Source organism: Roseovarius sp. AK1035 (assembly GCF_003288315.1).
GTDB classification, from domain to species: Bacteria; Pseudomonadota; Alphaproteobacteria; order Rhodobacterales; family Rhodobacteraceae; genus Roseovarius; species Roseovarius mucosus_A.
On the sequence record NZ_CP030099.1, the window covers coordinates 1,655,002 to 1,671,202 of the forward strand.

The 16,201-nt window shown below is 61.1% G+C and carries 14 protein-coding genes; 9 read left to right on the forward strand and 5 right to left on the reverse strand.

From position 1 onward, the window contains the following. The first annotated feature begins 200 nt into the window (after nt 1–200). From RAK1035_RS07820 to RAK1035_RS07835, 4 genes are all read left to right on the forward strand, one after another. Nucleotides 201–887, forward strand: coding sequence for a GntR family transcriptional regulator (locus tag RAK1035_RS07820; RefSeq protein ID WP_008281529.1), 687 nt, complete (start codon nt 201–203; stop codon nt 885–887). Next, complete coding sequence (locus RAK1035_RS07825) at nt 884–1,717, forward strand: GNAT family N-acetyltransferase (protein WP_008281530.1); 834 nt, start codon at nt 884–886, stop codon at nt 1,715–1,717. The genes RAK1035_RS07820 and RAK1035_RS07825 overlap by 4 nt, the downstream gene beginning before the upstream one ends. Before the next feature lie 144 nt (nt 1,718–1,861). Further along, nucleotides 1,862–2,320: an NUDIX hydrolase gene (locus RAK1035_RS07830; protein WP_008281532.1), complete on the forward strand. Its 459-nt coding sequence runs from the start codon at nt 1,862–1,864 to the stop codon at nt 2,318–2,320. A 191-nt stretch (nt 2,321–2,511) separates the two neighbouring features. Next, nucleotides 2,512–3,894 carry an inorganic phosphate transporter gene (locus tag RAK1035_RS07835; protein WP_008281533.1) on the forward strand — a complete coding sequence of 461 codons (1,383 nt, stop codon included), beginning with the start codon at nt 2,512–2,514 and terminating at the stop codon, nt 3,892–3,894. Between the two features lie 138 nt (nt 3,895–4,032). Here RAK1035_RS07835 and RAK1035_RS07840 read toward each other — a convergent pair whose 3' ends face one another. The 4 genes from RAK1035_RS07840 to RAK1035_RS07855 are packed head-to-tail and all read right to left on the reverse strand — an operon-like array spanning nt 4,033 to nt 7,238. Further along, the gene (locus RAK1035_RS07840) at nt 4,033–4,857 is read right to left on the reverse strand and encodes an ABC transporter ATP-binding protein (protein ID WP_008281535.1); all 825 of its coding nucleotides are present in this window, start codon (nt 4,855–4,857) and stop codon (nt 4,033–4,035) included. After that, nucleotides 4,857–5,891, reverse strand: a complete 1,035-nt coding sequence (locus tag RAK1035_RS07845; protein WP_050775764.1) for a FecCD family ABC transporter permease — start codon at nt 5,889–5,891, stop codon at nt 4,857–4,859. Before RAK1035_RS07845 ends, RAK1035_RS07840 begins: the two co-directional genes overlap by 1 nt. Further along, a complete protein-coding gene (locus RAK1035_RS07850; protein WP_008281537.1) occupies nt 5,864–6,892 on the reverse strand; it encodes an iron ABC transporter substrate-binding protein in 1,029 nt (342 codons plus the stop codon). The genes RAK1035_RS07845 and RAK1035_RS07850 overlap by 28 nt, the downstream gene beginning before the upstream one ends. Nucleotide 6,893: 1 nt before the next feature. Beyond that, complete coding sequence (locus RAK1035_RS07855; RefSeq protein ID WP_050775765.1) at nt 6,894–7,238, reverse strand: hypothetical protein; 345 nt, start codon at nt 7,236–7,238, stop codon at nt 6,894–6,896. A gap of 577 nt (nt 7,239–7,815) precedes the next feature. On the opposite strand from RAK1035_RS07855, the gene RAK1035_RS07860 reads away from it, so the two are divergent. The 5 genes from RAK1035_RS07860 to RAK1035_RS07880 all read left to right on the forward strand — a co-directional run bounded on the left by RAK1035_RS07860 (nt 7,816) and on the right by RAK1035_RS07880 (nt 13,859). Next, the gene (locus RAK1035_RS07860) at nt 7,816–9,078 is read left to right on the forward strand and encodes an imelysin family protein (protein ID WP_008281539.1); all 1,263 of its coding nucleotides are present in this window, start codon (nt 7,816–7,818) and stop codon (nt 9,076–9,078) included. A 119-nt stretch (nt 9,079–9,197) separates the two neighbouring features. Beyond that, entirely contained in the window at nt 9,198–10,223 is a 1,026-nt protein-coding gene (locus tag RAK1035_RS07865) for a hypothetical protein (RefSeq protein ID WP_008281540.1), read from the forward strand. Between the two features lie 90 nt (nt 10,224–10,313). Further along, complete coding sequence (locus RAK1035_RS07870) at nt 10,314–11,789, forward strand: di-heme oxidoreductase family protein (protein ID WP_008281541.1); 1,476 nt, start codon at nt 10,314–10,316, stop codon at nt 11,787–11,789. Next, complete coding sequence (locus RAK1035_RS07875; RefSeq protein ID WP_008281542.1) at nt 11,786–12,784, forward strand: imelysin family protein; 999 nt, start codon at nt 11,786–11,788, stop codon at nt 12,782–12,784. The genes RAK1035_RS07870 and RAK1035_RS07875 overlap by 4 nt, the downstream gene beginning before the upstream one ends. Before the next feature lie 4 nt (nt 12,785–12,788). Then, complete coding sequence (locus RAK1035_RS07880) at nt 12,789–13,859, forward strand: DUF1513 domain-containing protein (RefSeq protein ID WP_008281543.1); 1,071 nt, start codon at nt 12,789–12,791, stop codon at nt 13,857–13,859. Nucleotides 13,860–14,161: 302 nt separating this feature from the next. Here the strand turns inward: RAK1035_RS07880 and RAK1035_RS07890 are convergent, their stop codons facing one another. Then, on the reverse strand, nt 14,162–16,015 hold the full coding sequence (locus RAK1035_RS07890) for a sigma-54 interaction domain-containing protein (protein WP_008281545.1): 1,854 nt from the start codon (nt 16,013–16,015) through the stop codon (nt 14,162–14,164). Between the last annotated feature and the right edge of the window lie 186 nt (nt 16,016–16,201).

Consider the following 16,201-nt stretch of genomic DNA (forward strand, 5'->3'; position numbering starts at 1 on the left):
CGGCAGAGTTTTCGCGGGCGGGAGGGCGCAAAAACCGGCACCGCCCGTTTTATGGGCCTCTGGCAGCGGGTAGCGCTTAAAAATCAGAACATTTTTGTATACAATATTGTCTCAAATCACAAAGCCCACTGTTCTACTTGTCCCTTTCCATGCGAATCGGGAAAAGACATACTCAGGGGCAAACAATCGGCGCAGGACCCATGACCAAGATCGAGATCACAACTTGGACCAGCGACGCGGTCATCCTAGACCTTGAACGTGCAATCCACGAACATCGCCTGCCCCCCGGCACCAAACTTGGCGAAGATGAATTGGGCGATGCCTATGGCATCAGCCGCACCATAGTGCGCGCGGCGCTTTTGGCCCTTTCGCACCGCCATCTGGTTGAGTTGAAGCGCAATCGTGGCGCTTTCGTCGCGCAACCGTCGATCCGCGAAGCACGTGAGGTGTTCGAGGCCCGTGCCCTTCTGGAACCCCGCACTGCGCATTCCGCAGCGACCCGCATGACGGAAATGGACCTTGCCCTTTTGCGGACCAATATCTGCAACGAACACGCCGCTCTCGACGCCGGAGAGAACGGTCGCGCGCTGTTCCTGTCGGGCCAGTTTCACATCGAAATCGCCCGCATTGCAGATCAGAGCACGATAGAGACCTTCATTTCCGAACTGATCTCGCGGTCGTCGCTGATCATCGCCCTCTATTGGCGTCGTCGTGCCGCACTATGCGAAACGCAGGCGCATCATGCACTGCTGGATGCCTTTGCCAACCGCGATGCCGCTCTTGCCGAACAACTGATGAAAAGCCACCTGCTGGATCTTGTGGCGTCGCTTGATCTGCGCAATGTCACCCAGCCGCCCACCTCCCTGCGCGAGGCGCTTCAGCGATGAGTGACCTGTCGTGCCGCATCGCAACCCTGCCAGAGGTCGTGCAATTGCTCGACTGGGCAGCGGAGGAGGGGTGGAATCCGGGGATTGACGACGCGGCGGCCTTTTATGCCGCTGATCCTGAGGGGTTTTTCGTGGCCAAAGTGGACGGGCAGCCGGTCGCGGCTATTTCCGTCGTCAACCATTCTGATGCTCACGCCTTTCTCGGGCTCTACCTCTGCCGTCCTGCGTTTCGCCATCAAGGGATAGGCTTTGCCCTCTGGCAACATGCCATCGCCCATGCCGGCACGCGCCCCCTGGGCCTTGACGGTGTGCCCGCGCAAGAGGCGAATTACGCCAAATCTGGCTTTGCGCTGGTCGACCGGACCCGCCGCCTGACGGGAACTTTGCCACTGCAGGCTCTGACATTGCCACTGTCGAGGCCAGAGGATTTCCCGGCACTTGCCCGTCTCGATTGGGCTGCGACGGGCGTTTGTCGGCAACGGTTTCTACGGGTATGGGTGGACAATATCGCCACACGCAAAACCGTGCTGCTGCGCGAAGCGGCAGAAATAACGGGCTTTGCCACGGCGCGGCGCTGCCGCGAGGGGGTCAAGATCGGCCCCATAGTGGCGCCCGACGCCATGGCGGCGCTGCATCTCGCGGGGCAGGCGGCGGCGGCATTGGCGGAGCCGCTGACCATCATTGACGTGCCCGATGGAAGTGCCGCCTTTGGCGCGGTGTTGCGACGAAACGGCTTTGTCGAAGGGTTCGGGACCGCCCGAATGTATCGTGGCACTGCACCTGAAAATGGTGATGCGCTGCATGCCGTTGCCACGCTGGAACTGGGCTAGGGCGCGCCAAACCCGGTGGACTTGAATGAGACCACCAATGCGGCAGTGTCGACGGCTAACCCCACCAAGGCCTGCATTTGCACTGACAGGGTGTTTTTCGTATAAATATGTGAATAAAGGATTTTTTTGGGGGACGCGAGGATCATGGCAAGAGCGATCTACGGTACATGGATCGACTTGGTGTGTGCGTTTTTCAAACGTCCCCGTCGGCTTCAGGTGGCGGCGGTCTGCTACAGAGAAACGCATGGCCGCAAGGAAGTATTGCTCATCACCTCGCGCGGCACGGGGCGCTGGGTCATCCCGAAAGGCTGGCCAATTGACGGTAAGGATGCCCCCGGCGCGGCATTGCAGGAAGCTTGGGAAGAGGCCGGCGTGCGGTCTGGATGTGTGAGCAAAGAGGCGGTTGGTCTTTATTGCTACGAAAAAGAGCTGTCCACAGGATTGCCCGTCTCGGTGGAAACTCTGGTCTTTACGATTGAGGTGGATCAGATGGATGAAGACTATCCCGAAGCTGCGGAACGCCGCCTCACATGGGTCAGCCCCGGTGCTGCCGCGAGCATGGTTCAAGAGCCAGAGTTGCAAGACATCCTGCGAAAAATGTAACAAATTTATTTCGATTTTGTGACAAAGCCGGTTGATGCCAATCGCGCGCTTGAATATGCCCCATCCAGCCAGTTACCGGGGGGCAAGCTGTGAGCGACACGCAAAACGACGCCAAACACCTTGAGACCCTCGACAGGGATCTTCAGCGGTTTTCCCATCTAGAGACAGCAACGCAATATGTTGCGCGCCCAATGGTGGCGCCTGGCATCGCTCTGGCCTTTATCGTCGTGACAGCGCTTGCCGCGGCGGTCTTTTTTGGTGAATTCCCGATCAACTTTGTGGTGATCGCGGCGACGGTGTTTGGGGCCTATATGGCACTCAACATCGGGGCCAATGATGTGGCCAATAACATGGGACCAGCGGTTGGTGCCAATGCGCTGACCCTTGGTGGTGCCATCACGATTGCGGCGATTTTCGAAACGCTAGGGGCGTTGCTTGCGGGCGGAGATGTGGTTTCGACCATTTCCAGTGGCATCATAGACCCCGTGACCGTCGCGGATACGCAGGTTTTCATCTGGGCGATGATGGCGGCGCTGATTTCAGCGGCGCTCTGGATCAATCTTGCGACATGGATCGGGGCCCCTGTGTCGACCACGCATTCCGTGGTCGGTGGGGTGATGGGGGCCGGGATTGCCGCCGCCGGGTTGGCCGCAGTCAATTGGAGCACGATGAGCGCAATTGCCGCGTCTTGGGTCATCTCTCCGGTGCTGGGCGGGGTGATTGCAGCGCTCTTCCTCGCGCTGATCAAATCGCGGATCATTTACCGCGAGGACAAGATTGCCGCCGCGCGTCGCTGGGTGCCGATCCTTATCGGGATCATGGTTGGGGCGTTTGCTACCTATCTAGCGATGAAAGGGCTAAAGCGCGTTGTCAAAATTGACCTCGGTACCGCCGTCACCATCGGTCTGATGATGGGAGTGATATCATGGCTTGTGACGATCCCACTGATCAAGCGGCAGTCACAAGGGCTGGAAAATCGCAACAAGTCTCTCAAGGTGCTGTTTGGCGCACCTCTCGTGATTTCGGCGGCGCTGTTGAGCTTTGCCCATGGGGCGAATGACGTAGCCAATGCAGTAGGCCCGTTGGCGGCCATCGTCCATGCGGCAGAGTTCGGCAGTGTCACGGAACAGGTGTCAATCCCACTCTGGGTCATGATCGTCGGCGCGTTCGGCATTTCCTTTGGCCTGTTCCTGTTTGGCCCCAAACTTATTCGCATGGTCGGCTCTCAGATCACCAAACTGAACCCGATGCGCGCCTATTGCGTGGCGCTGTCGGCGGCGTTCACGGTTATCGTGGCAAGTTGGTTGGGCTTGCCCGTCTCTTCAACGCATATCGCCGTGGGCGGGGTGTTTGGCGTTGGTTTCTTTCGCGAGTGGGATGCGGAACGCCGTCTGCGGAACAACAAAGTGGCAAAGCCCCAAGAATTGCGGATCGCCCCCGAGGAACGCCGTCGGCGCAAACTGGTGCGCCGGTCGCATTTCATGACCATTATTGCGGCTTGGGTGATCACGGTTCCTGCTGCGTCGCTTGTATCGGCATTGGTGTTTCTGGCGCTGAACAGCCTACCGGCCTAGCGGTCGCGACAATGACCTGAGTATGCTGTTCACAAACCGTGGGTTTCGGAACGTCGAAAAGGACCGTGCGCTCTTCTTGGCTGCCATGATCAAAGATGCCTTGGCCGACGAGCCGGGCCATTAGGCCGCCAATACCACCTAGGGGCTCGTCATGGCATCTGGCATCATGGTGGCGGACGTGCGAGCGGCGAGCCTTGGCAAGCAGACCTTGCGGCCTGAGAGTGTGCTCTCGACCGTTATTGGAAGCCCGTAGACGGTGGTAAGGTTGGCCTCAGTCAGAACCTCTGCGGCGGGGCCCTCTGCCAGCACTCCGCCGCGATGCATCAGCAGAACGCGTGCGTTCAGCGCAAAGGCCTGATCGGGATCATGGGTCGACAGGATGACGCCATGGCTTGCAGTGCCTTTGATCTGCGCCAATGCGCCGATCCGCGCAAGCACCTGCGCTTGGTTGCCGAAATCGAGGCTGGCGGTCGGCTCATCCATCACGATCAGCGTGGCCTCTTGGGCCAATGCGCGGGCGATCAGAACCAGTTGCCTCTGCCCGCCGGACAACTGGGAATAGTCTCGATGCGCAAGGTCATGGATGCCGAGGTGTCGCATCGCATCCTCGGCGACGGCACGGTCGGTTTTGCCCGGCTGAGCAAAGGCCCCGAGCCGCGCCGTGCGCCCCATCAGCACCACTTCCAGCGCCTCGAACGGAAAGGGCGGCGCATGGGCCTGCGGGACGTAGGCGATGGCCCGTGCGATTTCGGCTCGCGTCTGTGCCGTGATCGGGCGGCCCCCCAGCAAGACGGAGCCGGAAAGCGCGGGCAGCAACCCCAAAAGCGTGCGGAACAGTGTTGTCTTGCCGCAGCCGTTCGGACCCAGCAGGCACAGAATCTCACCCTCCCGCACCTGCAAGTTCAGCCCGGTGCCGATCGGACTTTTGCCATAGCCGATGGACAGGTCCTGCGCCTCAAGCATTATAACCAGCCCCTTCGGCCGCGCGCCAGCAGCCACACGAAAAACGGCGCACCGATGACGGCTGTCAGCACGCCCAACGGAACTTCGACCGCCGCTATGGTCCGCGCCAGCGTGTCAACCACCAGCAGATAGCCCGCGCCGATCATCGCCGAAGCGGGCAACAAGCGGCCAAAACCCGGACCAACCAGCATCCTCGCGATATGCGGGATGACAAGGCCGACCCAGCCCACAACCCCGGCCAAGGCCGTGACGCTTGCCGTGATCAGCGTCGCCGACGCGATCACAACCAACCGTGTGCGCCCGGCCTCGATTCCCAATGCGCGGGCCTCTTCGTCGCCAAGGCTCAGAACGTTGATCCGCCACCGCAACAAGGCCAGTGGAACCAGTCCGATCAGCACCACGGGCAGGGCCGGAACAATATCCCGCGTCGTGATGGACGCCAGCGATCCCAGCAACCAAAAGGTGATCGCGGGCAACTGATCATAGGGATCGGCCATCACCTTGAGCAAAGAGGTGGCGGCCCCCGCCAATGCGCCGACCACCACGCCCAGCAACACCAGCGTCAAGGTCCGGTCAGTGCCACGCACCAACGAACCGACCAGAGTGACCAAGCCCACCGCCACCATACCGCCAACAAAAGCAGAGGCCTGGATCATCACCACCGGGAGTGACAGGAAGATGCCAGCCACCGCACCCAGCCCCGCCCCTGCCGAGACCCCGAGAATATCCGGCGACACCAAGGGATTACGAAACAAAGCCTGATAGCTCGCCCCGGCGGCGGCAAGGGCTGCGCCGACCAGCAGCGCCGCCCCCACGCGCGGCAGGCGGATGTTCCACACCACGATCTGTGCCTGCTGGTCCCCCTGTCCGAGAAGCGCTGACAGGACTTGGCCTGTCGTCAGGCCATAGGGGCCGATCATCACCGCGCCAAATGCCAGCAGAACCAGCACCATAGCCAGCCCGCCGGTCAAGCTCAGGCCTTTGAGCAAACCGGCGTTTGGCGGGCTTACATCGGCGGTCGTCCTTCGGCCCATTCGAGCAGCCTTTCCAAGTCCTCGTCGCTAAGATCGACATTGTAATAAAGCGCGTAGAAGGCTCGGGTATCCTCGCGCAGGTCCCCTTGCCAGAGATCAGGATATAGCAGCCCCGCCATCCAAAGCAGCCCCATCATCCGGTTGAGCGACGGAGGCCGGTCGATCCAGCCAAAAGGTGCCGTGGGCGACAGGTAGACCCGCCCCCTTTGAACTGCGTCGATTCCCTGCCACAGCGGATCGTCAAACACCGATGCGTAGAAATTCGGGTCCCATGTCACGATTGTGTCGGGATTGGCGACGATGAGCTGTTCCATGGATGCATTCACCAGACCCCGCGTCGCCCCACCGTCATCTGCTACGTTGCGCCCCCCGGCGCGCTCGATGATCTCGGTATTGATCGAGCCTTTCATCCCGGTCTCCAGCCCCTCGGGGCCGCGGGCAAGATAGACGCGCGGGCGGTCTTCTTCCGGCACGTTGGCCAACATTGCGTCAATTCGGGCAAATGTCGCCTCGACATCCAGTGCCAGCATCTCCCCACGCTCAGGCACTCCAAGAGCGTGGCCCAAGATGCGCAGCGCCTCTGGGGTGTTATCAAACCGCCCGTCGATAAGAAGGTAGGGAATGCCGGTCTGCTCCTGCACCCTATCGGCAAGGTCGATATAGGTGTCGCGCACCGAGCCGAAATCGACGATCAGGTCGGGCTGGATCTGCAAGACGCGCTCTAAGTTTGCTTCGCCGCCGCGCCCGGTGAGACGACCGGTTTCGGGAATGTCGCGGTAGGGCGCTGCGATATAGGCGCGTTCCTCGGGGCGCAGCGCACGGGGCCAGCCGGTCAGCGCCTCGGGCTTGAGCACATAGACCAGCACCGAGGCTGGTGGCCCGGACGCGAAGACAGAGGTTACCGTGTCCGGCACCTCGACCACGCGGCCCGCGCTGTCGGTGACGCTGCGGGCATGGGCGGGCAGCGCCAGCACCGCGAGGATAACGAGCAGATACCGCATGTCAGCCTCCGTTCGCCGTGGCGAACCCGCTGTCGGCAAGCATCGCCAGCCCTTGGGGCGACAAAAGGTCTTCTGCCGGTCTCCGTGCCCCCCTCGGCGCATCATTCAGCGTGATCAAGCGATGGTCAGCGCCAGCCGATTGGTCCAACCCATACAGGGTCTCGATGTTGGCATAGGCCTCTCGCCCCTCGCGGGCCACGTGCCACTCGGGTTCAAGGTTGTGCCGCCGATACCGAGGGCCATTTTTACGCGCGAACCGCAGTGTGGGAATACGGCCAATAAACCGCAAGGCGGCGTCTGATGCCGCTGCGCGCTGGATACATGTCTTAGTCTGGCAAAGTTCCATGCATAGTTCCGTTCGATCATTGCACATTACGCGGTGATGTTCCGGGCAACGCCCGCATAGCGTCACGCTTATCGCACAGAATGGCGCTGAAAATCGTCGTTTCATAGCCTTGAAGTTCACGTGGCTTAAAGAAGGGGACAAGAAGCGCAGGAAAAATGCGCGTATCCGCAGATATCGCACTGCGGTTTGGACAGGGTCGCCAGCGGTACGCGCCGCTTCGCAACGCTGGATTTACTTCACCTGCTGCACGAAAGGCCGATTTGGCCCCAGCCCAATGCAGCCGTGTTGACCGATGCCATCATAGAGATTTTCCGATGCCGGGCGCACAAAGGTAAGTAGATGACTGAAAAACTCTGATATTGCAGTTTCTGATAAAATCAGTCAGGATAGCGACCAAGGCTCAACGTGTCCCTCTGACGGCCGCATGAGGGATTGCGCTTTACCTGAACACGCCTGACGGCCTGACGGGGTCATCGGTCGGGGTTTCGACGTGAAAGGCTCGCTGGATGCGAAAGGGGCGCAACATTCTCGCCCTCCGCGTCCGGTGAATACAAACGAAAAGAAGGGACAATGAACGATGATCCGAAACCTCCTTACTACGACGGCTGTGATTGCCGCGCTGGGCGGCACAGCTCTGGCACAGACACCCGGTGACGTGCTTGACACCTACGCTGATATTGCAGCAGCCAACTACACCGACAGCCTGACTGCCGCGCAGGCGCTGCAGACGGCGGTAGCCGCGCTGATCCAATCCCCATCAGCCGCGACCCTTCAGGCCGCCCGCGCAGCTTGGCTTGCAGCGCGCGTGCCCTACCAGCAGTCAGAGGTGTTCCGCTTTGGGAATGCGATTGTGGACGACTGGGAGGGTCGCGTGAACGCTTGGCCGCTGGATGAGGGGCTGATCGACTATGTCGACGGGGCCTATGGCGGCGCGACAGACCAAAACCAGTTGGCCGCGCTCAACGTGATCGCCAATCCGGTCTTCACGCTTTCGGGTCAAGAGATCGACGCGACCGAGATCACCCCGGCTCTCCTGCAGGAGACCCTTCACGAGGCCGACGGTGTCGAGGCGAATGTCGCCACTGGCTATCACGCGATCGAATTCCTGCTTTGGGGGCAGGACCTGAACGGGCATGGCGACGGCGCGGGGGATCGGCCCTGGACTGATTATGCGCAAGGTGCGGACTGCACCGGCGGCAATTGCGACCGTCGAGCCGAGTATCTGGCGGCGGCGACCAAGCTTTTGGTCGGCGATCTGGATTGGATGACAACGCAATGGGCCGACGGTGGCGCGGCGCGCGCGGCCCTGATGGCGGATGAGCGGGCTGGCCTTGCCGCAATCCTGACCGGGATGGGAAGCCTCTCTTACGGTGAGACGGCGGGCGAACGCATGCGGCTTGGTCTGATGCTGAACGATCCCGAAGAAGAACATTCCTGCTTCGCCGACAATACCCACAACGATCATTTCTATAACGGGGTGGGGATCCGGAACGTCTATCTCGGGAGCTATACCCGCACTGATGGCACGAGTGTGTCCGGCCCCTCCCTCTCCGGTCTCGTTGCTGAGATTGCCCCAACGCTTGATGTCGAGATGCGCGCGCGGCTCGCTGATGCGGTTCTTGCACTGGGACGGATCAAGACATCGGCTGAAGCGGGATTTGCATATGACGAGATGCTTGAACGCGGGAATGCGGGCGGCGAGGCCTTGATCATGGGCGGGGTCGAGGGGTTGATCGCCCAAACCCGTTCGATCGAGCGGGTGATCGCCGCGCTTGACCTTGGTGGGATTGAAATAGAGGGCTCTGACAGCCTCGACGATCCCTCGGCCGTGTTTCAGTAACACATCTTGTTCACCGCTTCAGGCGGTGGACACAAACCCCAGCTTGTAGACTGGTATGTTATCACATATCAAACGCAATGACGTGTGTTGACGTCATTCACAAAAACCAAGGAACAGTGATGAAAACCCTATCTGTAACGCTTGCCGCCTGTGCTGCGCTTGGTGCGACCGCAGCCCAGTCTCAGGATGCGAACTCGCCGTTCTCCGCCGAATTCTCGGTCGAGTTGCAAACCGATTTTACCGTCGATTCCTCTGCGCCCGGCGGCGAGATAAACAATACTTTCGCCACCATTGAGGGCGCGCTTTCGTTCGCCTTCACGTCGCGGACCTCGATCAACAGCACGCTGGTTCTCGAACAAATCACCGCCCCGACCTCGGACAGCTTCCTCGAAGACCATGGCCTTTATGCCGAAGAGCTTTACTTCGCGCATGATTTTGGCGCGGCGCAGGTGGTGCTAGGCAAGTTCAACCCCGCTTTTGGCCTGGCGTGGGATGCAGCGCCGGGTATCTATGGCGTTGATTTCGCAGAAGACTACCAACTCACCGAGAAGCTCGGTGCAGGCCTTGTGATCCCTTTTGCGGCAGGGCAGGGCGAACATGCGCTGAGCCTGTCGTTCTTTAACGCGGATCGGAGCATCCTCAGCGAGTCGCTGGGCGAAAATCGCGGGCGGACAAACCGGAGCGACGGTGGCGTGTCGAATACCAGCGCACCGGAGTCTGTTGCGATCTCGCTCACGGGTGCCTTTGGCGCGACCGGGTACAACCTCGGCCTGCAATCTCAGGCGCGCGGCGTCGGCGACGCAGAAGATCAGACCGGGATCGTGGGCGGTCTCAGCCATGAATTCGCAACCGGCTCTTTCCCTGTGAAACTGCTTGCCGAACTGGCCTATTTTGATCACTTCGACGGCACCGCCGACAGCGCGACCTTCGCCACATTTGGGGCTGAGGCGCTTGTTGGCCCCGTCACGCTTTCGGCGGTCTATGCGATGCGTGATGTCGAGACACTGCCAAAGGATCACCTTGCCACGCTCTCTGGCGAAATTGAGATCCTAGAGGGGCTAAGTGGCGCACTGGCCTATCGCTATGGCGATGAGGGTGGCGACGAGACCCATACCATCGGCGCGCTGCTCGCCTACGAATTCTGAGAACCACTTGAAAGCGTCATGCCCGTGTCTACGCCAAAAACATACCGCACATTCCTGCCTGTAATCGTTATAGCGAATATCTGCGCGGGCATGACCGCTGCCCAATCTCTTGAAGATATCCATCTGAATGTGGTGCCGCGCACCGAAACCGAGCGTGCGCGGGTCGACGCCGCGACAGCCCTGCCCACGGATTTCTCAAAGGCATGGCCCTTCGAGCAAAACGGTGGGGGCGCGCAGACCGTGCGGTCGCGCGATACCGCAGATGCCTTTTCGCAGCCCGCCGCAAACCTGACCTTCGAGCAGGAGCTGGAATTTCGTATCGGCAACGGCATGTTCCGCCGCGTCTGGGTGTCGCCCCCGGCCTCGACGCTGGCCTCGGATGGTCTTGGCCCGCTCTACAATGCGCGCTCATGCCAACGCTGCCACCTTAAGGATGGGCGTGGGCATCCGCCCGAAGGCCCCGGTGACAGCGCCGTCTCGATGTTCCTGCGCATCTCGATCCCGGCGCCCGAGGCATCCGAGATCGCCGCTTACATTGACGGCATCCATCCGACCGCGCCTGATCCCACCTATGGCACGCAGTTGCAGGATTTCAGCCTGCCCGGACACAAGCCCGAATACCGTCTCGATGTGAGCTACGAAGAGATCGAGCTGCCACTCGCGGGTGGCGAGGTGGCGCATCTACGCGCGCCCACCTATCGCGCCGCCGACCTCGGCTATGGCCCGTTGCACGCGAATGCTATGCTCAGCCCCCGCGTCGCGCCGCAGATGATCGGCATGGGGCTACTAGAGGCGATCCCGTCAGAGGATATTCTGGCGCTCGCCGATCCCGAGGACGTTGATGGTGACGGCATATCAGGGCGGCCGCAGATCGTGTGGTCGGACGTATACGATCAGCCGATGCTCGGCCGTTTCGGGCACAAGGCGGGCAACCCCACGCTGTTAGAGCAGACGGCAAGCGCCTTTGCCGGCGATATCGGCATTTCCAACCCGATCCATCCGGCGGGGTCGGGCGATTGCACCGACGCGCAGACCGATTGCCGTGCGGCGATGCATGGCGGCGACGCCGAACAATCTGGGTTCGAGATCGACCAAGTTGGTCTCGATATTGTAACCTTCTACAGTCAGACTTTGGCGGTGCCAGCCCGCCGCAATCTCAGCGACCCCGAGGTGCTGCGCGGGCGCGAGGTGTTCTACACCACCGGCTGCGCCTCTTGCCATCGGCCGAATTATGTCACCCATCGACTTGAAGGCGACAACCCCGCAAGTTTCCAGTTGATCTGGCCCTATACCGACCTTTTGCTGCACGACATGGGGCCCGATCTTGCTGATAACCGCCCAGAAGGTTGTGCCAACGGACAGGAGTGGCGTACCGCCCCACTCTGGGGAATAGGGATGACCAAACTGGTCTCGGGCCACACGTATTTCCTGCATGATGGCCGCGCGCGTTCTTTGTTAGAGGCTGTTCTCTGGCATGGCGGCGAGGCGCAACACGCCCGTGACACTGTCGTCGACATGCCCCCCGAAGAGCGTGCCGCCCTCATAAAATATCTGGAGAGCCTATGAGACTGATCACCACCCCCGTTTTGAGCCTTAGCCTTGTGCTCTGCCTTGCCGCGCCGTCGCTGGCCGATGTCAAAAGCGCGCTCGACGCGCATATCCTCCCGGCCTTTGCCCGTTTCGCCGAATCCGCCGACGCGCTCGCTGAAACTGCAAGTGCCGATTGCCGCCCTGAGGCGATGGCCGAGGCCTATCACACTGCCTTCGATGCTTGGATCGCGGTCTCGGACTTGCGGATTGGACCGTCAGAAACCGGCGCACTTTCGGTTGCCTTCTGGCCCGATGGGCGCGGTTCTACGCCGCGAGCGCTGGCGCAGTTGATCGCAGAGGAAGACCCCGTTGCCTTTGATCCCAAAGCCTATGCCGAGGTGTCGATTGCCGCGCGCGGGCTCTTCGCGCTCGACATGCTGATGTTCGACCCGGAGTTCTCTGACTACGCACCGCAAAGCTATGGCTGTACGCTGGCCGCCACCATCGCCGCCGATCTCGCCCTTCAGGCTCATGCGCTCGAGGCTGCGTGGTCCGGGCCCTTTGCTGACACGTTGCAGAGTGCCGGGGCCGATGGCAACGCGGCCTTTCTGACGCCAGACGAGGCGTTGCGGGCCATCTATACGCAGATCCTGACATCGCTCGAATTCACGGCCGATACCCGGCTGGGCCTGCCGATGGGCACTTTTGACCAGCCCCGACCTCTTCGTGCCGAGGCGCGCCGGTCAGGGCGGTCCTTGCGAAACGTGGTTCTGGCAGCCGAGGCCGCACATGGGCTGGCAAGTGCACTGGCCGACTGGCCCTTGCCCGAAACCCAAGCCGCGCTGGCCCGGTTGCATGTTGCCGCCGCTCGGATCACCGACCCTGCCTTTCAGGATGTGACAGACCCTCAGGCACGCTTGCGCGCCGAGGTGCTGCAACAGGCGGTGCGCGGCTTGCGGGCGGCGATAGAGGAAGAGATCGGCGCCCAGCTTGGCATTGCGCCAGGGTTCAACGCGCAGGACGGGGATTAGGACAATGGCCACACGACGAGGATTCCTGATTGGGTTGGCCGCCGCAGGTGCCGCGCCGCGCATTGGTTGGGCCGCCGTTGGGAGCCCTGCCTATCTGGCCGCAGCGCGCGAAGCGGATGGCACCTTTACGCTTTATGGCCTTTCAACGGACGGCATCGCCAAGTTCCGTGTGCCCCTTCCCGCGCGCGGCCATGCCGGCGCAGCCCATCCAATCCGGGCCGAGGCCGTGGCCTTTGCCCGCAGACCGGGGCAGTTCGCCCTTGTCATCGACTGCGCAACTGGCGCGGTCCTGCACAGCCTGACCCCGCCCGAACGCCGTCAGTTCAACGGCCATGGTGTTTTCGCTGCCGGGGGTGACCTGTTGTTCACCAGCGAACAGGCCCGCGACACAAGCGAAGGCATTATTGGCATTTGGGACGCGGCCGCTGGCTATGCCCGGATCGGAGAGTTCCCCAGCGGTGGGATTGGTCCACATGATCTGCGCCTGATGCCAGACGGGCAAACGCTGGTGGTGGCCAACGGGGGCATTGCCACCGATCCGAGTGATCGGACCAAGCTAAACATCTCCACAATGCGCCCGAACCTTGGGTATCTGACCCTGTCCGGGACGCTTGTCGATAGGGTCGAGCCAAGCCCCGATCTGCAGCAGAACTCGATCCGCCATCTTGCGGTGCGCGGCGACGGTCTGGTCGCCTTTGCCATGCAATGGGAAGGTCAACCGGGCATGGCCCCGCCGCTTGTGGCGCTGCACCGCCGGGGACAGGCCCCGATGCTGGCCGAGGCCCCGCTGGCCGACGAAATCGCCATGCAGGGCTATGCCGGCAGCATCGCCTTCTGCGGCGACGGGTCAGAGGTGGCGATAACCTCGCCGCGCGGAGGGCGCGTGCATCGCTTCGGAATTGACGGCGTATTCCTTGGCGCCGTCGGGCGTGCGGATGTCTGCGGACTGGCACCGCGGGCAGGGGGGTATCTTGCCAGCGATGGGTTGGGTGGCCTTGTGGCGGTGGCACCTAGCGGCTTGATCGCTCTGGCCCGGCATGATTGTGCTTGGGATAACCATATTATCCCCTTGTAGGTTGGATTGCCCCGCAGCGCATCTTCAGCAAGTCGGCCACCCTCATATTGTGCTGCATTTTGGGTGGTTGAAGGGCACCGATGCGGGAAAACACCCTGCGGGGCGCAGGCCCTTTGATGTCGGCGCTACAATCCGTTTCATTTCGCAATCGCCTGATCTTTTCGTGTTCGGTCGATGCGCGCGGTCAATCTATGCGCCCTGCGCCTACGACATATTCTGGATGCTTGGGCTGAAACCCGAATGCGGACTGACTTTCGCGTTCTAATCAAGTGGCGTTGGACAGGCCTAGAAGCGGTGCACGGTCATGTCCAATCCGCCTCGACGATATTCAAGCTACCGATGCGGGAATAGAGCGTTGTGGGTTTGACGCCAAGCAATGCGGCCGCACCAGAGGGGCCGGCTATACGGCCGCGTGTTTCGCGTAGGGCGGCAATCAGGTTAACCCGAACAAGGTCCTGCATCTGCGCTTCGGTTCGAAAGGATCGGCCTGTCTCTGCCAGCGGCCCTACGCCCCCCAGTTCGACAACCAGCTTGCGATCCTGAGACACAATCGCGGCCCGTTCCATCACGTTATGAAGTTCGCGCACATTGCCGGGCCAGTCATAGGATTGTAGCTGTTGCACCACGCCTTCGGTCAACACGGGCTCGGGCCGGTTCAGCCTGCGGCAGGCGATCTTGAGCAGATGGGCGGCGAGAAGCGGGATATCTTCCTGTCGGTCGCGGAGCGGCTGGCAGGTGATGGGAAAGACATTGAGAAACAGATACAGGTCTTCGCGGATGCGGTGAGAGCGGCGGGCCTGTTTGTCCGACAGGGTGGTCGAGGCGATCACACGGATATCGAGCGGCTTTTCTCGGGTGTCGCCCAGACGGGTCACAGCACTGTTTTGCAGGGCAGCCAAAAGTTTGCCCTGTATCTCAAAGGGCAACTCCTCGACATCGTCGAGAAACAGCGTGCCGCTATGTGCCAGTTCCAGCTTGCCGGGTTTGTCGCGGGTGGCCCCGTTGGGGGCACCGCGAACCTGCCCCCATAACTCGGCCTCGACCTCTTCGGGGGCGACGGAGCCGCATTTGAAATGGATGAGGGGGCGGCGTGCGCGCGGGCTTGCCTTGTGAATGGCGGTCGCCACAAGGGATTTGCCGGTGCCGGTCTCGCCACTGATGAACACGGTGGCATCGGTGCGCGCCACAAGGTCAATCCGTTGCACGGTCTGCCGCACCGCAGAGGACGCGCCGATGATATTGTGATGCGCGCGCTCGGTGGTGATCGCCTCTTGGAGATAGGCGTTTTCCTGTTCCAGCCGGTCGCGGAGCGCGGCCACCTCTGCCATCGCCTCGCGCAATTTACGTTCGCTTTCCTTGCGCTCGGTGATGTCGCGAAAGATCACCACAGCCCCCGCCAGAACATTCTGATCGTAAATCGGGGTCGAGACATATTCGACGCGGATCGGTTTGCCATCCTTGCGCCAGAACACCTCGTCTTCGATCCGATTGACCTCTTCAAAGCGGAAGGATTGGTAGATCGGGCAATCATGCGCGTGATAGATGTCACCGTTCAGATGGTGGTGATGGATCACGGAATGAATGTCGTGACCCAAGAGATCCTCGGCGGTCCAGCCCAGCATTTCCTGCGCGGCGCGGTTAAGAAAGGTGGTCTTGCCATCCGCATTGACGCCGTAGATGCCTTCGCCCGCGGCATTCAGGATCAATTGGTTCTGACGCTCTAGCTCGGAAAAAAACTCCTGCGCGCGCCGCCATTCAAGCAGACCTGAACGATGCAACTCAGCCGCTTGCGCGATGCGGTCGTGGCGTTCCATTTCTGCAAGATCGAGCAGGGTCAGCGCAAGGAGCGAAGGGGCATTGGCAACCAGCCTGCCGCGTAGCTCAACGCGCAACGGCCTTCCTGTGATGCTGGCAAGGGTAATGTCGCGGCTCCACGCCTCGCCCCGGTGTGCGATTTCATCCACCAACACGATAAAACCCGGCAAGCTCGCGCCGACCAGCGGTGAAAAGGGTGCGCCGGTGGAATCCTCAAGATCGAGGAGCGCCCGGGCGCGGGGATTGGCCGCGACGATCCGGTCGGCAACAAGGTCGATCACCAGCGCCGCCTCGGCTAGGGCGTCAAGCAGGGAATCGGGGGTTGTGGGTATCTCGTACATGACTTCACCAAACACCGCCGCAGCGCAGCGCGGCAATACGAAATCTCGTAAATTACGAAATTTCATAAGGATATACGTGAGAGATAATGTGCTAGTATTATGTAAATAAACAATAAAATACTAAGCTTAAAAAATAGGCACACCCCTTTCGCGCGTAGCGGCTTCATTGGATCATGGGTCAAACGG